Raw genomic sequence first — 19787 nt, 5'->3', positions numbered from 1 at the left:
GACCACGTCCCGTTCCGCCAGGAGGCCCCCATGCCCCGCATCCCAGCCGACGCAGCACTCATCGCGGGCGAGTGGCGACGCGGCGCGGGCGCCCCGGCCGACACCGTCGACCCGGCGACGGGCCGCGTCATCGCCACCGTCCACGCGGTCTCCCTCGACGAGGTCGCCGAAGCGGCGCGAGGGGCGGCCGAGGCCGCCGCCGATCCGCGCTGGCGCGACCTCCTGCCCCACCGGCGCGCCCTGCTCCTGCACCGCATCGCCGAGCTGATCGAGGAGTCCACGGACGACCTCGCCGCCCTGCAGACCGCCGACACCGGCAAGGCGCTCACCGAGACCCGCGCCCTGGTGGGCAGCGCGGCGGCCACCTTCCGCTACACGGCCGCCGCCCTGGAGACCGCCGAGGAGGCGATCACGCCCTCGCGCGGCGACTACGTGACGCTGAGCGTGCACGAGCCGATCGGCGTCGTCGGCGCGATCAACCCCTGGAACTCCCCCATCGCCAGCGACGCCCAGAAGCTCGCCCCGGCGCTCGCGGGCGGCAACGCGGTGCTGCTCAAGCCCGCCGAGTGGACCCCGCTCGTCTCCCTCGCGCTCGGCCGCCTCATCACGCGCGCGCTGGACGAACTCGGGCTCCCGGCCGGGCTGCTGTCCGTGCTCACCGGGCGCGGAAGCCTCGTCGGGGACGCGATCGTCCGCGATCCGCACGTCGGCAAGGTCACCTTCACCGGCGGCACGAGCACGGGCCGTACGCTCGCGCACGCCGCCGCCGAGAAGCTGATGCCGGTCTCGCTCGAACTGGGCGGCAAGTCGCCGACGGTCGTCCTCGCCGACGCCGACGTCGAGCAGGCCCTGGCCGGCGTGATGTTCGGGATCTTCTCCTCCAGCGGACAGTCCTGCATCGCGGGGTCACGGCTCTTCGTCGCCCGCGAGCTGTACGAGGAGTTCGTCAGCGGGCTCGTCGAGCGCGTACGCAAGCTGCGCGTGGGGCCCGGTACCGCCCCGGACACCCAGGTCGCGCCGCTCGTCCACCACAGGCACCGGGACTCCGTCGCCGCGTACGTCGATCTCGCGCGCGAGGAAGGTGCGCGGGTGCTGTGCGGCGGGGGCGTGCCGCAGGGCCCCGAATACCAGGACGGGGCGTACTACCTGCCCACCGTCCTTGACGGCCTCCCGAACTCCTCGCGGACCTGTCAGGAGGAGATCTTCGGGCCCGTCCTGGTCGCGCTGCCCTTCGACGACGAGGACGATCTCGTGCGGCAGGCCAACTCCAGTGTCTACGGCCTCGCCTGCGGCATCTGGACCCGCGACCACCGGGCCGCCTGGCGCATCGCGCAGCGCGTCGACGCGGGCACGGTCTGGATCAACACCTACAAGCAGTTCAGCATCGCCACGCCCTTCGGCGGCATGAAGGAGAGCGGACTCGGCCGCGAGAAGGGCCGCGACGGCATCCGCGCCTACCAGCGCCAGAAGTCCCTGTACTGGGGCGTCTCCGAAGCGCCTCTCCCCTGGGCGGGCTGAACCCAGCACGTCCGCCTGTCTGGCTCTCCGTCTCTCTGCACCTCTGCACCTCTGGAGCAGGTCATGTCCCAACCTCCCATCGCCCGCCTCCGCGCCCTGCGCTCCGTCGAGCTCCTCACCCCCTCCTTCACAGAGGCCGCCGACTTCTACCAGGAGGTCTGGGGCCTTCAGACCGTCGAGTCCGAGCGCGGCACGGCCGCCTGGCTGCGCGGCACCGGCGCCGAACACCACGCACTCCAGCTCACCCGCGCCGACCGCACGGGCCTCGGCAGGATCTCCTTCGCGGTGGGCACGCCCGCCGAGGTCGACGAGGCCGCCCGCAGGCTGCTCGCGCGCGGCATCACACCGGTCGCGGGGCCGGGCCCCCTCGACCAGGTCGGCGGCGGCTACGGCCTGCGCTTCACCGACCCCGAGCACCGTCTGATCGAGATCAGCGCGGAGGTCCACGCGGTCGCGCCGCGCGGCAGCGACGGCGCCGTGCCGGTCGGCGTCACGCACGCGGTGCTCAACACGGCGGACATCGACGCCTCCGTCGCCTTCTACCGCGACGTCCTCGGCCTGCGCGTCTCCGACTGGTCCGAGCACCAGATGGCGTTCCTGCGCTGCAACGCCGACCACCACTGCATCGCCTTCAACCAGGCCGAGTGGGCCTCGCTCAACCACGTGGCGTACGAGATGAGTTCGGTCGACCACTTCATGCGGGGCCTGGGCCGGCTCAGGCACCACGGCATCGACCCGCAGTGGGGCCCCGGGCGGCACGGCCCCGGCAACAACACCTTCTCCTACTTCACCGACCCCTCCGGGCTCGTCTGCGAGTACACGTCCGAGGTCGCGCAGATCGTCGAGGACGCGTGGATCGCCCGCGTCTGGCGGCGGGTGCCCGAGCTGTCGGACCTGTGGGGGACGGCAGGGCCGCCGTCGAAGGAGATCCGCTGCCACATGGCGGGTTCGCCCGACCCGGGCCCCCTCTCCCGCCAAGACAACCTGGAGGTTCAGGCATGACGCGCGTACGCAAGGTCGGCATCGTCGGCTGGGGCGCCATCGGCCGCGTGGTCGGTACCGCGCTCGCCGAACAGCGAATCACCGGCGCCGAGTTGACCTGCCTCGTCGACAACCGTCCGCTCGGCGAGAGCGCACCCGCCCCGCAGGTCTCCTTCGACGAGGCCATGGAGCGCTGCGACCTCATCGTCGAGGCGGCGGGCCAAGGCGTCGTACGGGAATGGGGCGAGCGTGTCCTTTCCTCCGGGACCGATCTGCTGATCGCCTCGACCGGCGCGCTCACCGACGAGGAGCTGTCCAAACGGCTCCTGTCCGCGGGTCCCGGCCGGGTGTACTTCACCGGGGGCGCGGTCGGCGGGCTCGACCTGCTCCAGGCCGTGCGCTCACTCGGCCCGCTCGACGAGGTGCGGCTGACCACCACCAAGCTGCCGTCCACGCTCGAACAGCCTTGGATGGACGCGGAGTTGCTGTCCCGGATGCGGACGGCGACCGGTCCGGTCGAGGTCATGTCCGGGACCGCGCGCGACGTCCCCGTGAAGTTCCCCAAGTCGACGAACGTCGCGGCATCGGTCGCCCTCGCCGTCGGCGACCTGGACGCTGTGCGGGTCCAGGTCGTCGCCGATCCCGGCGCCCACCACACGCGGCACGTCGTCGAGGCGTCCGGCGCGCACGGCACGTACCGCTTCGAGGTCGCGCATCTTCCGGACCCGGGCAACCCGGCGACCAGCCAGGTCGTGCCGTACGCGGTCCTGCGCAGTCTCGCGGCGCTCGCCGGGCGGACGGGGCAGATCCTGTGACGGCCGTCCATGTCGAGGCCGTCCATGTCGAGGAGGCGGGTTCCGCCGGGCCGCTGCTGCTCTGCCTGCACGGCATCGGCTCCTCGTCCGCCGCCTTCGCGCCGCAGCTCGCCGAGCTGTCCGCGTACGTGCGGGTCGTGGCCTGGGACGCTCCCGGGTACGCCAAGTCCGCTGATCCAAAAGGGTCGTTGGACCTGGACGGCTTCGTGGACGCGGCGGCAGGAATCATCCGGGAGCGCGGCGCGAGCGCGCACGTCCTCGGCGTCTCGTGGGGCGGGGTGATCGCGCTGCGGCTCGCGGCCCGGCACCCCGAGCTCGTCGATTCGCTGATCGTCGCGGACTCCAGCGCCGGTTCCGGCACCGACCCCGCGAAGGCCGACGCCATGCGGCAGCGGGCCGCCGAGCTCGCGGAGCTCGGGCCGCAGGCGTTCGCCGAGCGGCGCGGGCCCCGGCTCGTCTCGCCGGACGCGCCCCCTCAGCTCGTCCGGCGGGTCGTCGACACCATGGCCGCGTCCGTGCGCCTGCCGGGATACGCGTACGCCGCCGAGTCCATGGCCGGCGCCGATCTGCGGCCCGAGATCCCCGGCATCGCCGCGCCCGCCCTCGTCCTCTGCGGCGACCAGGACCGGGTCACCGGCATGGAGGCCTCACAGTCCATCGCCGGAGCCCTGCACAGATCCGCCTACGTGATCGTCAAGGACGCCGGTCACCTGGCCAACCAGGAGCGGCCCGAGGCGTTCAACGCCTGGGTCCTCTCCCACCTCCGCATCACCGCCCACATCCCCGAACAGGAGCCTTCCTCATGCCTCTGACCACCACCGATTACGACAACGGCAGCGACCTCGGCAAATACACCGACTCGCTGATCGCCACCAAGGAGTCCCGCGTCGCGGACTTCAGCACGCTGTCCTTCCAGGAGAAGGCGGGCCCGCAGTACCGCCGCGGCCAGATCCGCTACGTCGGCTCCGGCGCGACCGGCAACCACGAGAACGACAGCCGCATCCTGCCGTCCGGCGGCTTCACCTTCTCCAACATGCTGCTCCCGCCGGGCGCCGAGGGCCCCGAGCACACCCACCACGACGTCGAGGAGGCGTTCTTCGTCCTGGAGGGCCAGGTCAAGGTGGGCATCCACCGGGGCGCCGACGAGGTGGAGTACCGCACGCTCGGCTACCGCGACATGATCGTCGTCCCGGCGGGCGTGGCGCGCTCCCTCAAGAACGAGGGCGACACCGACGCGCTCTTCTGCGTCGTCATCGGCACGCAGAAGCCGCAGGTTCCGACGTACCCCGAGCACTCGCCGATGCACGGCGTCACCCGTGACTGAGACGTCACCCGTGACGGACGACCGCACCGTCGTCATCACCGGCGCGGGCCGTGGCCTCGGACTGGCCATGGCCCGCCGGGTGGGCGAGGACGGCTTCCGGGTCGTCGTCGCGGAGGTGGACGCGGGGCGCGGCCAGGAGGCCGTCGCGGAGCTGCGTACGGAGGGCCTGGACGCGCATTTCGTGCGGTGCGACGTGGCGGATCCCGACTCGGTCGATGAACTGGCCACCGCGGTGCGGGACTTGGGTCCGCTGTACGGCCTGGTCAACAATGCCGCGCTCGCCAACGGCGTCGGCGGCAAGGAGTTCCAGGACATCGACATCGAGGTGTGGGACCGCCTGATGGCGGTCAACGCCCGCAGCCCGTGGCTGGTCGCCAAGGCCCTCCACCCGCTGTTCCGCTCCCCCGGGCGGATCGTCAACATCGCCTCGGACGCGGCCCTTTACGGATCGCCGCGGCTCGCCCACTACATCGCCTCCAAGGGCGCGGTCATCGCGCTGACCCGGGCGATGGCGCGTGAGCTGGGCGACAAGGGAATCACCGTGAACGCGGTGGCACCGGGACTCACCGAGGTCGAGGCCACCGAGACGGTGCCGGCCGAGCGGCACGCGCTCTACCGGGGCAACCGGGCGATCTCGCGCCCGCAGCAGCCGGACGATCTCGTCGGGCTCGTCGCCTTCCTCCTCTCCGAGGAGTCCCGCTATCTGACCGGACAGGTGGTCGCCGTCAACGGCGGCTTCACCATGAACTGACGCAACGGAGCACGTACTCATGGATCTGGGCCTCTCCGACCGGACCGTCCTGGTCACCGGCGGCAGCTCGGGCGTCGGCCTGGCCACGGTCCGCGCCCTGCTCGACGAGGGCGCGCGCGTCGCGACCTGCGGGCGTGACGCCGACCGCCTCGCGAAGGCCGCGGCCGGGCTCGGCGGCGGCGACCGCCTCCTCACAGGCGTGTGCGACGTGCGCGACGCGGACGCCGTGCGGGAGTTCACCGAGCGCGCGGCCAGTGCCTTCGGCTCGCTCGACGGACTCGTCAACAACGCGGGGCAGTCCCGCATGAAGGGCCTGGACGAATCGACCGCCGAGGACTGGCGCGACGAGCTGGAACTGAAGTTCGCCGGTGTCCTCAACCCCCTGCACGCGGCACGGCCGCATCTGGCGGCGTCGGACGCGGCGAGCGTCGTCAACGTCAACGCGGTCCTCGCCAAGCAGCCCGAGCCCCGCCTCATCACCACGAGCGCGGCCCGCGCGGGCATCCTCAACCTCTCCAAGTCCCTGGCCACGGAGCTCGCCCCGCAGGGCATCCGCGTCAACTCGGTCTGCCTGGGCCTGATCGACACCGGCCAGTGGACCCGCCGCCACGCGGCGGCCGACTCCGGACTCAGCTACGAGGACTGGCAGGCGGAGCTCGCGGCGGACCGCGGCATCGCGCTTGGCCGGCTCGGCCGCGCGGACGAGGTCGCGTACGCGATCGTCGCGCTGCTCTCGCCCCGGGCCTCGTACACCACCGGCACCAGCATCGACGTCTGCGGCGGCGTCGGCCGCGGCATCCTCTGAGGAGCTCACCCATGCACTACCCCACCGGAGGCGATCTCCTCGTCGCCGTCCTGCGTGAACTCGGCATCGACACGGTCTTCGGGATCGTCAGCGTGCACAATCTGCCGCTGGTCGAGGCCGTCGACCGGGAGCTGCGCTTCGTGCCGGTACGCCACGAGGCGACCGCCGTGAACGCCGCCGACGCCTATGGCCGGGCGCGCGGCTCCCTCGGCTGCGCGCTCACCTCGACGGGCACGGGCGCAGGCAACGCGGCCGGTTCCCTGGTCGAGGCGCTGAGCGCGGGCACGTCCGTCCTGCACGTCACGGGCCAGGTGGAAGCCGAGTTCCTGGGCAGCGGCTGGGGCTTCATCCACGAGACCAAGGACCAGCTGGGCATGCTCAGGGCGGTCTCCACGTACGCGGAGACGGTGACGTCCACCGCATCGGCGGGCCGGATCCTGCGCGAGGCGGCGCGGGCGGCACTGAAGGACCCGGGCGGCCCGGCGAGCGTGGAGTGGCCGGTGGATCTGCAGTACGCGGCCCAGACGGACCCCGTGCTCGAAGCCCCCGAGGCGGAGCTTCCCGTCCCCGCCGAGCGTGAACTCGCTGCGGCCCGAGCCCTGTTGGCCTCCGCCGAGCGCCCCCTCGTCTGGGCGGGCGGCGGCGCCACCCGCGCCGGCGCCGAGCTCGCCGAGCTGCTCCACGCCACCGGCGCGGGCCTGCTCACCTCCAACTCCGGCCGTGGCGCGGTGCCCGAGGACCACCCGCAGGTCATCGGGAACTTCGCCACCACCCCGGCCGCCCGCGCCCTCCTCGCCGACGCCGACGTCCTGCTGACCGTCGGCACGCACTTCCGGTCCAACGAGACCGCCGACTACGGACTCGCGCTCCCCGAGGCGCACATCCAGGTCGACATCGACGCCGCCGCGCTCGGCCGCGTGTACCCGGCGCGGCACGCCCTGCACGGCCACGCGCCCGACGTGCTCGCGGCGCTGCTGCCGCACGCGCGGCGGGCCGACGAGGGCTGGACACGACGTGTCGCCGCCGTCCGCGAGGACGTCCGCGCCACGCTGCACGACAACATCGGCCCGCAGGCCGCGATCTGCGACGCCATCCGTGCCGCGCTGCCCCGCGAGGCGGTCGTCGCCCGCGACGTGACCATCCCGTCCAGCAGCTGGGGCAACCGGCTCCTGGAGATGTACGACCCCCGCGACAACGTCTTCCCGCGCGGTGGCGGCATCGGACAGGGGCTCGGCATGGGCATCGGCTCCGCGCTCGCGCGGCCCGACGCGCCCACCGTCGTCCTCGCGGGGGACGGCGGACTCGCCGTCCACCTGGGGGAACTGCTCACGCTCGCCCAGGAGCGGCCACGGCTGACCCTGATCGTCTTCAACGACGGCGGGTACGGAGTGCTCCGCAACATGCAGGACCGCTACAGCGAGCGCCGCTCCGGCGTGGACCTCGCCACGCCCGACTTCGAACTCCTCGCCCACGCCTGCGGGTTGGCCTACGCGCGGATCGCCGCCGAGGAGCACGCGACCCCCGTGATCCGCCACGCCGTCGCCTCCGACGGGCCGACCCTCGTCGAGGTCGACCTGGCCCGCCTCGGGCCGATGAAGAACCCGTTCACCCCGCCCGTCAAGATCCCCGGCCAGTGAGGAGGACCGACCCCACATGAGCGAGAACGAGAGCGAACTGACCCTGCTGGTGCGCCGCATGACGTGGGAGGCGGACGGAGTCCTCTCCGTCGAGCTCGCCCACGCGGACGGCAAGCCGCTGCCCGCCTGGACCCCCGGCGCACACCTCGACCTGCACACGGGCGGCCACGTACGCCAGTACAGCCTCTGCGGCGACCCGCGGAACGCATCGGCGTACCGCATCGGTGTCCTCAACGAGGCCTCTTCGCGCGGTGGTTCGCGGCACGTGCACACCACGCTGCGGCCCGGCCAGACGGTCACCGCGTCCGAGCCGCGCAACCACTTCGCACTGGAGGACGCGCCCGGCTACCTGTTCATCGCGGGCGGCATCGGTGTCACACCCCTCCTCGCGATGGCCCGCGAGGCCGCGCGGCGCGGGGCCGACTGGCGCATGGTGTACGGCGGGCGCAATCGGGGCTCGATGGCGTTCACCGAGGAACTGGCCGCTCTGGACGGCGACTTGACCGTCGTACCGCAGGACGAGCACGGGCACATCGACCTCGCCGCGACGCTCGACGGGCTGCCGGACGGCACGCTCGTGTACTGCTGCGGCCCCGAGCCGTTGCTCGCCGCGGTGGAGGCCGTCTGCCCGGCGGACCGGCTGCGCGTGGAGCGGTTCGCCGCGCCCGTCGTGGAGCGGACGGGCGACGAATCCTCCTTCGAGGTGGAGTGCCGCACCTCCGGCCTGACCCTCACCGTCGGCGCCGACACGTCCATCCTGCGGGCCGCCGAGGCCGCGGGCCTGAGCGTCAGCAGCTCCTGCCAGGAAGGCATCTGCGGCAGCTGCGAGACCCGCGTGCTCGACGGCACGCCCGACCACCGCGACTTCCTGCTCAGCGAGGCCGAGCACGCCGCGAACACCTCGATGATGATCTGCGTCTCGCGGTGCGCGTCCGGCTCTCTCGTCCTCGACCTGTAATTCCTCCCGGAGGCAACAGTGACCACCACCTGGCCGTACCTGGACATCCACCAGTCCCGGACGCACGAACCGACCCCCTACGAGTTCAAGCTCGCCGCCACCCTCGAAGAGGTCTTCACCAAGGACGGCCATGAACTCGCCGATGTCATACGCGGCTTGAACACCCGCCAGGTCCACGCGCCCGACGGCGCCCCGTGGACCGAAGAGTCCTTCCGTGCCGAGATGAACCGACTGGGAGCGTGACCCCGATGACCACCATGACCCCCCGCGTCGGCCTCGCCGCTTCCGCCGACCACATCTACGCCACCGGGCTGCGCAACCAGTGGCACCCCGTCGTCCCCTCGGACTTCGTCGCCCCCGGCGCCATGCGCAAGGTCACCGCGCTCGGCGAGCAGTGGCTGCTCTTCCGCCGCTCGGACGGCGCCCTGTCGATGCTCGCCGACCGCTGTCCGCACCGGGGCGCGCCCCTGTCGCTGGGCAAACACCTCGGTGACCGGGTGGCCTGCTGGTACCACGGCGTGGAGGTCGAGACCGACGGCACCGTCTCCTCCGTACCGGGACTGCCCGGCTGCAGTCTGGAGGGCAAGAAGCTCGTCACGTCGCTGCCCGTGCGGGAGATCGGCGGCGCGGTCCTCGCGTACTTCGGCGACGAGAAACACCCGGAGCCGGCCGAACTGACGCTCCCCGAGCCGCTCACCGATCCGGACGTCGACGCGATCCTCTGCTACGCGGAGTGGAACGGCCCGTGGCGCTTCGCGGTGGAGAACCTCCTCGACCCGATGCACGGCGCGTTCCTGCATCACGAGTCGCACACGATGTACGACGGCGACACCACCGCCAAGTTCCGCATCCGGGAGACGGACCGCGGCTACTTCTTCGAGAAGACCGACCAGCGGGGCGTCAACTTCGACTGGGTGGAGCTGTGCCGCACCGGCGTGGACTGGGTGGACCTCACCATCCCGTACCCCCCGTCGGCGGGCCCCGGCGGCCCGTTCGGGATCGTCGGCATGGTCTGCCCGGTCGACGAGAACCGCACCGGCGTCTTCTTCTGGCGCTACCGCCGCGTGCAGGGCTGGCAGCGCGACACCTGGCGCTTCCTCTACAAGACGCTCATCGAGGAGCGCCACTGGCAGGTCCTCGAACAGGACCGGGTGATGCTGGAGGCGATGCCCGCCGACGCCGACCAGCGCGAGAACCTCTACCAGCACGACCTGGGTGTGGTCCGGCTGCGCCGGATGTACCGCGCGGAGGCACAGGCTCAGGCCTCTGCTTCGTGAGGTTCGTCGGAGTCGGTGATGGACCGCTCCAGCTTGGACATCAGACGGGCCAGCTGGCGGCACTCGGCCGGGGAGAGTCCGTCGAGCATCCGGCGTTCGTTGTCGAGATGCTCGGCGAACACCTCGTCGATCTTGGCGAGGCCCGTGTCGGTGAGCCGTGAGTAGACGACGCGGCGGTCCTCGGCGTCGCGCTCGCGCACGATCAGGCCGTCCTTCTCCAGGCGGTCGATGCGCAGCGTGACCCCGGCCGACGAGACGAGACCGGAGTCGGCGAGCTGGCCCGCCGTGAGCCGGTAGGGCGCCCCGGCCCTGCGCAGCGCGGTCAGCACGTCGAAGCCCGCGACCGCCAGGCCGTGCCGCTCGATCGCCGTGGTGAGCCTGGTGTTGTAGCGCAGGAAGGTCCGGTGCAGCCGCGCGAGGACCTCAAGGGGCGAGGTGTCGAGCTCCGGCCGCTCTCTCGCCCAGTCCTCGATGATCGATGCGACCGCGTCCCGCTGGGCCCCCGCCGACTTCTTCCCGGCCATGTGCCGTAGCCTCCCTCTCGCCCGTCCCGCGGTCTGTTCGGTCAGTAACGGAAATCTTAGCCCTGAGAGAAGTACGTATTCGCCGGACCCACGTGCGCAACAGCCCAGGGACACGCCATAATCGTCCGATACATCGGATGTCTTCTGTCTTGTGAGGCGAGGTCCCCATGGCTGTCACCGACGAAGCCATCGAAAAGATCAAGGGCATGATCGTCTCCGGTGCGCTGCGCCCCGGCGACCGGCTGCCCAAAGAGAGTGAACTCGCCGCTGACCTGGGCCTTTCACGCAACTCTCTGCGCGAGGCCGTGCGCGCCCTCTCGCTGATCCGCATCCTCGACGTACGTCAGGGCGACGGCACGTACGTCACGAGCCTGGACCCGCAGCTCCTCCTCGAAGCCCTGAGCTTCGTCGTCGACTTCCACCGTGACGACACGGTCCTGGAGTTCCTCGCCGTGCGCCGCATCCTGGAACCCGCCGCCACCGCGATGGCCAGCGTCCACATCACCGAGGCCGAACTCGACGTGCTGACCTCGCAGTTGGATGCCCTGGGGGCGGCACCTTCGGTGGAGGAGCTGGTCGCCTGCGACCTGGAGTTCCACCGCGGCATCGTGCAGTCGTCCGGCAACTCGGTGCTCTGCTCGCTCCTCGACGGCCTCTCCGGACCCACCACCCGGGCCCGCATCTGGCGCGGCCTCACCCAGGAGGACGCCGTCAGCCGCACCCTGCACGAGCACCGCGCCATCCTCACCGCGCTGCGCGACCGCGACGCCGAGGCGGCCAGGTCGTGGGCGACCGTGCACATCGCGAGCGTGGAGCAGTGGCTGCGCTCGACGCTGTGAAGCACGCGCGCGGCGGGAGTGCGGAGGCCTCCCGCGGGGCAGTGATCCGTTCATCGAAGCCCCTGCAAGGGGGCTGCGGAGGGCCCCGCCGGACGCCGTAAGGTTGGGGCGTACGTAAAGGACGTCGGAAGGAGGCCTGGGTGATCGAGCTCGAGGGGGTACCCGAGCTGGTCGACCCGGTCATGGTGGCCGCGTTCGAGGGCTGGAACGACGCCGGCGACGCCGCCTCCACCGCGGTCGCGCATCTCGACAAGGAGTGGAAGGGCGAGGTCTTCGCGGCGCTGGACGCCGAGGACTACTACGACTTCCAGGTCAACCGCCCCACGGTCTTCCTGGAAGGCGGCGTCCGCAAGATCACTTGGCCGACGACCCGGCTCTCGGTGATCCGCGTGGGCGGCGACAAGCCCCGTGACCTCGTGCTGGTCCGCGGGATCGAGCCGTCGATGCGCTGGCGGTCGTTCTGCAACGAGATCCTGGGCTTCGCCCACGAGCTCGGCGTGGAGCTGGTGGTGATCCTGGGCGCACTGCTCGGCGACACCCCGCACACCCGGCCCGTCCCTGTCAGCGGCGTCACCTCCGACCCGGACCTGGCCCGCACCATGGACCTGGAGGAGACGAAGTACGAGGGCCCGACGGGCATCGTCGGCATCCTCCAGGAGGCGTGCACGCACGCGGGCGTCCCCGCGGTGAGCCTGTGGGCGGCCGTCCCGCACTACGTCTCGCAGCCGCCGAACCCGAAGGCCACGCTGGCGCTCCTGAACCGCCTCGAAGACCTCATCGGCCTGCGGATCCCGCTGGGCGACCTGGCCGAGGACGCGCGGGCCTGGCAGGTGGGCGTGGACCAGCTCGCGGCCGAGGACAGCGAGGTCGCCGAGTACGTCCAGTCCCTCGAAGAGGCCAGGGACACGGCCGAGCTGCCCGAGGCGACCGGTGAAGCGATCGCCCGCGAGTTCGAGCGCTATCTGCGGCGGCGCGACGGCGGCGGCCCGCCGCAGCCCGGCGGCCACGCCACGGAGGGCGGCGACGCCGGCCCGTATCTGCGCGACAGCTCCGGCGAGCGCACACGGCCGCCCAAGCCGCAGCCGCGTCCGGAACCGGAGACAGGGCCGGGACCGGCATCGGGTTCAGGCACGGGTTCAGGCACGGGCCCGGGTGCGGGACCGGACGAGGAGAGCAGCGGCGAATCCGGACCCGCTGATTCCTCCGAGGACTGACCAGGGCACAGAAGCGACACGGGGCGGCATCCGACAGGGTGCCGCCCCTTTTCGTTCGGTCCATGGCCGGATTGAGGCGTGACATCGCCTTCCGGACGAATTGCAGGGGCTTCCCCGATCCCCTTGATTTCAAACGCAGTTGGGGCAAAGGGGGTGGACGGCTGCGCGCGGCGGTAGCAGGGTGTGCCCCGGAATGCGCGGCCACAGCGCACAGCACGGCACCCGCAGGATCGAAGGGAGCGGTGAAGCGATGACCGACCAGGTAGAGCCGGCAGGTGGCCCGGGAGCCGGCGGCCCCGGACCCGACGGGGCGGGATTCACCTACCGCGCGTCCGAGCAGGAGCTGATCGTCGTCGCACGGCCCGAGGCCCGGCTCCGGGCCCAGGCCGAGGGCGTCCGCTCGGCGGCGGGCTCCGACGTGTCGGCCCTGAACATGTTCCTCGGCGATGAACAGCTCACCCTGGAGCCGCTGTTCGGCAACGAGGAGCGCCTCCGCTCGGCGGACCGCCGGCACATCGAATCGGACGACGGCAACGACGTGCCTGACCTGGCGCTCTTCTACCGCGTGCGCGGCGGCGAGAGCAGGGCGCAGGAGCTGCGCTCACGGATGGCGGCGCTGCCGGGCATCGACACGGCGTACGTCAAGCCGGGCGCCGTACCCGCGGCGATCGGCTCGACGGACCGGGCTCCGGACGTCGGCGAGTCCGGGCGCCGCAAGGAAGGCGCGCCCGTCACCCCCGACTTCACCGGCCGCCAGGGCTATCTGCGCCCGGCGCCCGAAGGCGTCGACGCCCAGTGGGCATGGCAGCGGCTCGGCGGCTCGGGCGAGGGCGTCACGGTGATCGACATCGAAGGCGCCTGGCAGCTGGGTCACGAGGACCTGACCGGCAAGCTCGCCGGCGTGGTCGTCGGCACCCCCGTCCAGGACGTGGCCTGGCGCAACCACGGCACCGCGGTGATCGGCGTGATCGGCGGCGACCGCACCTACGTGGGCATCACCGGCATCGCGCCCGAGGCCATGACCGCGGCGGCGTCCTTCCAGCCGCTGGGCACCGCGGCCACGATCCACGCGGCGGCGGAGCGGCTCGGTCCCGGCGACATCGTGCTGATCGAACTGCACCGGCCGGGACCGCGGTTCGACTTCGAGCCGCGCGACGACCAGCGGGGCTACATCGCCCTTGAGTGGTGGCCGGACGACTACGCGGCGATCCGGTACGCCTCCGCGAAGGGCGTCGTCGTCGTGGCCGCGGCGGGCAACGGCGCGGAGTCCCTGGACGACGCGGTGTACGAGCGCAGGCCCGACGAGTTCCCCGAGTGGTGGCGCAACCCCTTCAACCCCTCCAACCGTCCTTCGGGCGCCGTCCTGGTCGGCGCGGGCGCACCGCCGCCCGGCACGCACGGCCGCGATCACGGCCCGGACCGCTCGCGCCTGGGCTTCTCGAACTACGGCGCCCGCGTGGACGCGCAGGGCTGGGGCCGCGAGACCACCACGACCGGCGGCTCCTGGAACCAGCCGGGCGATCTGCAGGGCGGCACCGAGGAGATCGCCTGGTACACCGACACGTTCTCCGGCACCTCGTCCGCCTCGCCGGTCGTCGTCGGGGCCCTGGCCTGCCTGCAGGGCATGCTGAAGGCCGCGGGCCAGCAGCTGATGACGCCGGCCCGCGCGCGTGCGGTGCTGCGCTCGACGGGCTCGCCGCAGCAGGACGCTCCGGGGCGCCCGGCCTCGCAGCGGATCGGCAACCGCCCCGACATCAAGGCGGCGGTCACGAACCTGCTGCCGTCGGCGGTCGGCTCGGGCCGTGCCGAGCGCTACTGGGACGAACTGCTCCCCTATCCCCCCGAACTCCCGCCACGCCTGAGGCTGTTCGTCGCCGGGGAGTGGCGCAACCTGAACGACCCGTCCCCCGACATCCGCCAGGCGGTGCACGCCGCGTTCGCGGGCGGGCACCCCGACGTACGCGTCTGGTTCTCGGACGACGAGGTCGTCGGCCTGGTCGTCGCGGGCTGAAGGACCGCTCGATGCACCGCGTGGAGCACCGCGTGAAGCACCCCAACCATTGAGGGAAGGTGGCAATCGCATGAGCACCACCCCGCACATGAGCCCCATGGAGCAGCAAGGCAGGCAGTACGGACCCCAGCAGCAGTACGGCCAGCAGCAGTTCGGGCCCCAGCAGGGCCAGCAACAAGGCCAGCAGCAGGGACAGCAGCAGGGCCCGAGCACCGCGCCGCCGCAACGGCACGGATCCCAGCACTTCGGCCCGCAGCAGCAGCTGCAGCAGCTGGGCCAGCAGCAGCCCTACCAGCAGCTGCTCCAGCAGCTCGGCCAGGACGGCGTCCCGCAGGCGCAGGCCCCGGAGATCTCCACCCAGGCGGTCGCGTCGAACATCGCCACGTCGTTCTGGGACGTCGTCCAGCCCATGCCGGGCCAGTCGCCGGTCCTCTACCTGATGATCGAGAACGGCTGGAAGGCGTTCATCAACCCGAGTCAGCAGACCCACGACGCGGTGCAGGAGGCCTTCGCCTTCGGTCAGCAGGTGATCGGCTACTACGACGCGACCAACCCGTCCTATCTCGTGGCCATCGTGATCACGACGAAGTGACGCGGGGCCGGTGACGGACCGCGGCGCCGGGCGGAGTCCTTCCCGCCCGGCGCCGCTCCCTGCCGGTGACCGGCCTACGCGCAGCTGAACTTCGCCGCCGCCCAGTCCCCGTGGTCCCCGCTCTTGGAGCCGTTGGTGTCGGTCACCTTCAGCTCCACGTGCCGCGCCCCGCTCACGTCGACGTCCACCGGCACGGTCGCCGAGGCGCCCGTCACCTTGGGCGAGGTCCACAGCACCTTGCCGTCGGCCTCCACGGAGAAGGCCACCTCTCCGTAGCCGTTGATCTCGTCGTCGATGCCCGCGTCAGCGGTGAATCGCGCGCACTTCCCGCCGGTGTAGACCTCGATGGCGGAGTCGGCGTGGGTGCCGAGCCCCTTCTCGTACGTCTTCCCGGCGAGGGTCAGCGTGTGGCCGTCCTCGGCGCCCGACTCCCCGTTGCTGCGGTCGCGTTCGGCGGGGCCGTAGCCGTTGGCGGACTTCAGCCACACCATGTCGCTCACCCAGGTGTCGGCCGTCGGCGCCGGTGGCATGACGGCGACCGCGATCCGCTGGGTGGCGGTCCGGTCCTGGCCCGCCGAGCGGTGGCGCGCCGTCGCCGTCAGCGGCTGTTCGCCGGGGTCGGCGTCCTTGGGCGGGGTGACGGCGACCTCGACGCGGCGCGTGGTCCCCGCCTCGACGCGGTCGGCGTGGGCGGTGCCCGCCGTCCAGCCCTTCGGCACGTCCAGGGTGACGTCGACGCCGGTGGCGTCCCGCGTCCCCGCCGTGACGTCGACGGCGACCTTGCCCGCCGCTCCCGCGCCGAGTTCCTGCCCCGCGGGGGCGCTCAGCGCGGCGCTCGCGCCGGGCACGGCGCCGCCGACCGCACTGGTGTCTTCGAGTTCCAGCTCGAAGGACCGGTCGGTGCGCAGTGCCGCCGTCTTCACCTTGACGACACCACCCCGGTCGTCCCGGTCGTAGAACCAGCCCTGCGCCGCCTTCTCGTACGCCTCCTTCGACGCGAGCCGCGGCAGCCTGTCGCCGCCCAACTCGACGCGGCTCGGCGCGTCACCGGTGTGCAGCGTGAAGGCGTAGGGCCGCTTGGTCTGCTTGCCGCTGAACTCCCCCTTGCTCGCGCCGATCCGCACCCGCACGTCGCCCGCGCCGGAGCGGGGCGCTTCGACGTCGGCTCGCTGGGTGGCGTACTTGCCCTCGCGGTGCTGCCGGGTCTCGCCGTCGTCCTCGTACAGCTCGAAGGAGGACTTGCCCTGCGGGTAGATGTCCCAGGCGAGCGGCGAGTCGGCCGTCCGGTCCTTGTAGGACCTGATGCCGCCGGGCCACATCGGCACGGTGGCACCGCCCTTGACGAAGAGCGGCAGGGTGTCGAGAGGCGCGCTGTATCCGTCGACGGTCGTCGGCCCCTGATAGGTGCGGCCGCTCCAGTAGTCGGTCCACGTCCCCTTGGGCAGATAGATGTCGTCCCGGACGGTCGTGTCCTTGTAGACGGGCGCGACGAGGAAGTCCTCGCCCGTCAGGAACTCGTACTTGGCGGCGTCGGTGGCGGCCTTCGGGTCGTCGGGGTATTCGAGGGCCAGCGGGCGCACGGCGCCGACGCCCGTCTTCGTCGCCTCGTGACCGTGCGAGTAGAGGTAGGGCAGCAATGCTTCGTGCAGCTTCAGGTACTTGCGGTTGATAGAGGTGTAGGGCTCTCCGTGGCGGAAGGGCTGCTTGTCCTCGGCGGCCCAGCCGTCCATCGTCATCGTGACCGGCAGGAACGACTTCCACTGCAGATCGCGCGCGTACGTCTTGGCGCTGCCCCCGAAGATGCCGTCCACGTCACCGGTCGTGTAGGCCATGCCGGACATGGTCGCGCCCGCGTACGTGGGGATCTGCCAGCGGATGTACTCCCAGCTGCCGCTCTGGTCGCCGGACCACTGCACTCCGCAGCGCTGGGCGCCCGACCAGCTCTCGGGGGCCCAGGTGAAGCCACGGGCGTCGCTGTTGTCCTCGATGCCCTTGTACGCGTCCTTGCAGCCGTCGAGCGCCTTCTTGTAGCCGTCGCCGACCCAGGCGACGTCGAGCTTGGCGACGCGCTGGCCCGCCTTGACCTGGTCGGCGATCTGGTCGATGCCGTCCTCGGTCCACAGGCCGAGCTGCATGTCGCGGTCCTGAAGGCCCTTGGCGGTCTCGGCGAGGTCTTCGTAGCCGCAGCCGTAGCCGTCGTTGACGAGCATCCAGCCATTGGGCATGTCGTGCTTGAGGTACTCGTCGGCGACCTTCAGGGAGTCCAGGGTGTGCCGTTCTCCCTGGTTGGCGTTGTGGAGGTAGCAGTCGGCGTCGCCGATCTCCAGCCCGTAGACGGGCGGCAGGAAGGGCTTCCCGGTGAGCTTCGTGTACTGCCCTATGACGTCCTTGGCCGCATCGCCGCCGCGTCCGGCGAAGTAGTAGGCGTCGAAGCGCTGTTCCTTCGCGGTCGCCGTCACCGGCTCGGCGAAGTCATAGGTGTTGGGTGCGTACGTGTTCCGGAAGACGCCGTAGCCCTTCGAAGACAGGTAGAACGGCACGGAGTTGGGGTGGCCGCCGTCGTCCCAGTTGTAGTCGACGCTCACCTCCACCTTCTTGCCGCGGTGCGAGGTGTTGCCGCGCCCGTTCTGCATCCCGGCGCCGTAGTACTGCTCGTCGGCGCCGCGGGCCAGGCTCTGCGTGGTGGCGTCCTTGGTCCAGCTCAGGCCCTTGGACTCGGCCCAGACCTGGGTGCCGTCGGCGCGGTACAGGGCGAAGCGCAGCGGCGACTTGTAGGCGCGCAGCGTCACCTGGGAGGTGCTCAGTTCGTAGCGGTCGCCCTTGTCGGACCACTTGGTGCGCGGCGGGTCCCCCTGCGGCAGGACGATGTCCTTGCCCGTCGGGTCGGTGAAGTCGCCCCCGGGGGCGAGTTCGAGCCGGAAGGTCTCCGTCGACACGAAACTGACGCGGGCCACGGCCTTGCCCGCGGTGAGGCGGTAGACGGAACCTTCGGCGGCGAAGTCCGTGACGTCCCCGACCGTGGTCGCGGAGTCGTCGGCGGCCTGCGCGGCGCCGCCACCGGGACCGGCGAACACCGCGAGGAGGCCGAGCAGGGCGGCTGCGACAGCCGCCCGTCTGAAGCGAGTGGGTGATCTCATGGCCGGTGTCTAGCGCCCCGGAGGGTGCAAAGGCCATGGACTTTGCCGAGCCGCTGCTGGACTCCTGGAACGGAGATCCGGCGGCGGCCCGGCTGACGAGTCCTACAGCGCGACCCCGAGCAGCGCGTCGACCGCACGGGACACGACGCCGGGGGCGCCCTCTTCCGTGCCGCCTTCGGCGTCCTGGCGGGCGGCCCACGCGTCGACGGCGGCGAGCGCGGCCGGTGCGTCCAGGTCGTTGGCCAGGGCCTCGCGGATCTCCTCGACAAGGGCGTCGGCGGAGGGTCCGTCGGGGCGCGAGACCGCGGCACGCCACCGGCCGAGCCGCTCCACGGCCTCGGTCAGGACGGAGTCGGTCCACTCCCAGTCGGCGCGGTAGTGGTGGGCGAGCAGCGCGAGGCGGATGGCGGCCGGGTCGGTCCCGTCCCGCCTCAGCTTCGACACGAACACGAGGTTGCCCTTGGACTTGGACATCTTCGCGCCGTCCAGGGCGACCATGCCGGCGTGCACGTACGCCTTGGCGAACGGGTGCTCACCGGTGAGCGCCTGGGCGTGCGACGCGCCCATCTCGTGGTGCGGGAAGGCGAGATCCGAGCCCCCGCCCTGCACGTCGAAGCCCATCCCCAGGTGGTCGAGGGCGATGGCCACACACTCGATGTGCCAGCCGGGGCGGCCACGGCCGAGCGAGGCACCGTCCCAGCTGGGCTCGCCCTCGCGGGCGGCCATCCAGAGCATCGGGTCGAGCGGGTCCTTCTTGCCCGGACGGTCCGGGTCGCCGCCGCGCTCGGCGGAGAGCAGCTTCATCGCGGCGGCGTCGAGTCCGGACACCTCACCGAAGTGGGGGTCGGACTCCACGGAGAAGTAGACGTCCCCCTCCAGCTCATAGGCGGCGCCCATGTCGCGGAGCCGTTCGACGAGCGGCACGATGCCGGGTATCGCCTCGACGGCTCCGATGTAGTGCTGCGGCGGGAGCAGTCGCAGGGCGGTCATGTCCTCGCGGAACAGGGCGGTCTCGCCCTCGGCGAGCTCCACCCAGTCCTTGCCGTCGCGGATGGCGCGTTCGAGGAGCGGGTCGTCCACGTCGGTCACGTTCTGGACGTAATGAACCTGCCGCTTGTTGTCGAGCCACACGCGCTGCACGAGGTCGAACGCGTTGTAGGTCGCCGCGTGACCCATGTGGGTGGCGTCGTACGGAGTGATGCCGCAGACGTAGATACGGGCGACGGGACCGGGGTCAAGGGTGACAAGACCACCGGTCGCGGTGTCGTGGATCCGGAGGTCGCGGCCCTTGCCAGGCAGGGCGGGGACCTCAGAAGCGGGCCAGGCATGCATGACATGAGCCTAACCGGACGGAGCGTCCGTATACGAGTGGGGGGCCTGGCGTGGGCGCCTCGGACCGGCTTG

Annotated in this window: 18 protein-coding genes; 15 read left to right on the top strand and 3 right to left on the bottom strand. The window is 71.7% G+C overall.

The window, feature by feature from the left end:
* The first annotated feature begins 30 nt into the window (after positions 1-30).
* The 11 genes from ABZ833_RS30290 (at position 31) to ABZ833_RS30240 (ending at position 10066) form a co-directional block, all read left to right on the top strand.
* The gene (locus ABZ833_RS30290; protein WP_361052933.1) at positions 31-1518 is read left to right on the top strand and encodes an aldehyde dehydrogenase; all 1488 of its coding nucleotides are present in this window, start codon (positions 31-33) and stop codon (positions 1516-1518) included.
* A 63-nt stretch (positions 1519-1581) separates the two neighbouring features.
* Positions 1582-2520, top strand: coding sequence for a VOC family protein (locus ABZ833_RS30285; protein WP_361052931.1), 939 nt, complete (start codon positions 1582-1584; stop codon positions 2518-2520).
* On the top strand, positions 2517-3314 hold the full coding sequence (locus ABZ833_RS30280; RefSeq protein ID WP_361052928.1) for an aspartate dehydrogenase domain-containing protein: 798 nt from the start codon (positions 2517-2519) through the stop codon (positions 3312-3314). Before ABZ833_RS30285 ends, ABZ833_RS30280 begins: the two co-directional genes overlap by 4 nt.
* Entirely contained in the window at positions 3311-4126 is an 816-nt protein-coding gene (locus ABZ833_RS30275; RefSeq protein WP_361052925.1) for an alpha/beta hydrolase, read from the top strand. The genes ABZ833_RS30280 and ABZ833_RS30275 overlap by 4 nt, the downstream gene beginning before the upstream one ends.
* The gene (locus tag ABZ833_RS30270; RefSeq protein ID WP_249590951.1) at positions 4117-4638 is read left to right on the top strand and encodes a cupin domain-containing protein; all 522 of its coding nucleotides are present in this window, start codon (positions 4117-4119) and stop codon (positions 4636-4638) included. Before ABZ833_RS30275 ends, ABZ833_RS30270 begins: the two co-directional genes overlap by 10 nt.
* Entirely contained in the window at positions 4631-5389 is a 759-nt protein-coding gene (locus tag ABZ833_RS30265) for an SDR family oxidoreductase (protein WP_361052922.1), read from the top strand. The genes ABZ833_RS30270 and ABZ833_RS30265 overlap by 8 nt, the downstream gene beginning before the upstream one ends.
* A 19-nt stretch (positions 5390-5408) precedes the next feature.
* Positions 5409-6194, top strand: a complete 786-nt coding sequence (locus ABZ833_RS30260; RefSeq protein WP_361052919.1) for an SDR family oxidoreductase — start codon at positions 5409-5411, stop codon at positions 6192-6194.
* An 11-nt stretch (positions 6195-6205) separates the two neighbouring features.
* Entirely contained in the window at positions 6206-7831 is a 1626-nt protein-coding gene (locus ABZ833_RS30255; protein ID WP_361052916.1) for a thiamine pyrophosphate-binding protein, read from the top strand.
* 16 nt (positions 7832-7847) lie between these two features.
* Positions 7848-8789, top strand: a complete 942-nt coding sequence (locus ABZ833_RS30250; RefSeq protein WP_361052913.1) for a PDR/VanB family oxidoreductase — start codon at positions 7848-7850, stop codon at positions 8787-8789.
* Positions 8790-8807: 18 nt separating this feature from the next.
* The gene (locus tag ABZ833_RS30245) at positions 8808-9032 is read left to right on the top strand and encodes a recombinase-like helix-turn-helix domain-containing protein (RefSeq protein WP_361052910.1); all 225 of its coding nucleotides are present in this window, start codon (positions 8808-8810) and stop codon (positions 9030-9032) included.
* A gap of 5 nt (positions 9033-9037) precedes the next feature.
* Positions 9038-10066: an aromatic ring-hydroxylating dioxygenase subunit alpha gene (locus tag ABZ833_RS30240; protein ID WP_361052907.1), complete on the top strand. Its 1029-nt coding sequence runs from the start codon at positions 9038-9040 to the stop codon at positions 10064-10066.
* Here ABZ833_RS30240 and ABZ833_RS30235 read toward each other — a convergent pair.
* Entirely contained in the window at positions 10048-10590 is a 543-nt protein-coding gene (locus ABZ833_RS30235; protein WP_249590946.1) for a MarR family transcriptional regulator, read from the bottom strand. The genes ABZ833_RS30240 and ABZ833_RS30235 overlap by 19 nt on opposite strands.
* A gap of 167 nt (positions 10591-10757) precedes the next feature.
* Here ABZ833_RS30235 and ABZ833_RS30230 point away from each other — a divergent pair, with 167 nt between their 5' ends.
* The 4 genes from ABZ833_RS30230 to ABZ833_RS30215 all read left to right on the top strand — a co-directional run bounded on the left by ABZ833_RS30230 (position 10758) and on the right by ABZ833_RS30215 (position 15246).
* Positions 10758-11429 (top strand): FadR/GntR family transcriptional regulator, encoded by a 672-nt coding sequence (locus ABZ833_RS30230; RefSeq protein ID WP_249590945.1) that lies wholly within the window; start codon positions 10758-10760, stop codon positions 11427-11429.
* Between the two features lie 140 nt (positions 11430-11569).
* Entirely contained in the window at positions 11570-12643 is a 1074-nt protein-coding gene (locus ABZ833_RS30225) for a PAC2 family protein (RefSeq protein ID WP_361052902.1), read from the top strand.
* Positions 12644-12893: 250 nt separating this feature from the next.
* Positions 12894-14654 carry a S8 family serine peptidase gene (locus ABZ833_RS30220; protein ID WP_361052899.1) on the top strand — a complete coding sequence of 587 codons (1761 nt, stop codon included), beginning with the start codon at positions 12894-12896 and terminating at the stop codon, positions 14652-14654.
* 70 nt (positions 14655-14724) lie between these two features.
* Positions 14725-15246 carry a hypothetical protein gene (locus ABZ833_RS30215; protein WP_361052896.1) on the top strand — a complete coding sequence of 174 codons (522 nt, stop codon included), beginning with the start codon at positions 14725-14727 and terminating at the stop codon, positions 15244-15246.
* Between the two features lie 74 nt (positions 15247-15320).
* Here ABZ833_RS30215 and ABZ833_RS30210 read toward each other — a convergent pair whose 3' ends face one another.
* Both ABZ833_RS30210 and mshC read right to left on the bottom strand, forming a co-directional pair.
* Positions 15321-18383: an NPCBM/NEW2 domain-containing protein gene (locus ABZ833_RS30210; protein WP_361052893.1), complete on the bottom strand. Its 3063-nt coding sequence runs from the start codon at positions 18381-18383 to the stop codon at positions 15321-15323.
* A gap of 102 nt (positions 18384-18485) precedes the next feature.
* Entirely contained in the window at positions 18486-19715 is a 1230-nt protein-coding gene (mshC, locus tag ABZ833_RS30205) for a cysteine--1-D-myo-inosityl 2-amino-2-deoxy-alpha-D-glucopyranoside ligase (protein WP_361052890.1), read from the bottom strand.
* Positions 19716-19787: the final 72 nt, after the last annotated feature.

Origin of the sequence: Streptomyces sp. NPDC047525, from assembly GCF_040643025.1 — a bacterium.
GTDB classification, from domain to species: Bacteria; Actinomycetota; Actinomycetes; order Streptomycetales; family Streptomycetaceae; genus Streptomyces; species Streptomyces durmitorensis.
This window is presented reverse-complemented; position numbering and strand designations above follow the sequence as displayed.

What these genes read in the sequence shown, in the direction of transcription:
- mshC (WP_361052890.1), bottom strand. Translation starts at nt 19,715, where the DNA reads ATGCATGCCTGGCCCGCTTCTGAGGTCCCCGCCCTGCCTGGCAAGGGC.
- ABZ833_RS30220 (WP_361052899.1), top strand. Translation starts at nt 12,894, where the DNA reads ATGACCGACCAGGTAGAGCCGGCAGGTGGCCCGGGAGCCGGCGGCCCC.
- ABZ833_RS30260 (WP_361052919.1), top strand. Translation starts at nt 5,409, where the DNA reads ATGGATCTGGGCCTCTCCGACCGGACCGTCCTGGTCACCGGCGGCAGC.
- ABZ833_RS30235 (WP_249590946.1), bottom strand. Translation starts at nt 10,590, where the DNA reads ATGGCCGGGAAGAAGTCGGCGGGGGCCCAGCGGGACGCGGTCGCATCG.
- ABZ833_RS30280 (WP_361052928.1), top strand. Translation starts at nt 2,517, where the DNA reads ATGACGCGCGTACGCAAGGTCGGCATCGTCGGCTGGGGCGCCATCGGC.
- ABZ833_RS30230 (WP_249590945.1), top strand. Translation starts at nt 10,758, where the DNA reads ATGGCTGTCACCGACGAAGCCATCGAAAAGATCAAGGGCATGATCGTC.
- ABZ833_RS30250 (WP_361052913.1), top strand. Translation starts at nt 7,848, where the DNA reads ATGAGCGAGAACGAGAGCGAACTGACCCTGCTGGTGCGCCGCATGACG.
- ABZ833_RS30270 (WP_249590951.1), top strand. Translation starts at nt 4,117, where the DNA reads ATGCCTCTGACCACCACCGATTACGACAACGGCAGCGACCTCGGCAAA.
- ABZ833_RS30240 (WP_361052907.1), top strand. Translation starts at nt 9,038, where the DNA reads ATGACCACCATGACCCCCCGCGTCGGCCTCGCCGCTTCCGCCGACCAC.
- ABZ833_RS30285 (WP_361052931.1), top strand. Translation starts at nt 1,582, where the DNA reads ATGTCCCAACCTCCCATCGCCCGCCTCCGCGCCCTGCGCTCCGTCGAG.
- ABZ833_RS30255 (WP_361052916.1), top strand. Translation starts at nt 6,206, where the DNA reads ATGCACTACCCCACCGGAGGCGATCTCCTCGTCGCCGTCCTGCGTGAA.
- ABZ833_RS30215 (WP_361052896.1), top strand. Translation starts at nt 14,725, where the DNA reads ATGAGCACCACCCCGCACATGAGCCCCATGGAGCAGCAAGGCAGGCAG.
- ABZ833_RS30210 (WP_361052893.1), bottom strand. Translation starts at nt 18,383, where the DNA reads ATGAGATCACCCACTCGCTTCAGACGGGCGGCTGTCGCAGCCGCCCTG.
- ABZ833_RS30290 (WP_361052933.1), top strand. Translation starts at nt 31, where the DNA reads ATGCCCCGCATCCCAGCCGACGCAGCACTCATCGCGGGCGAGTGGCGA.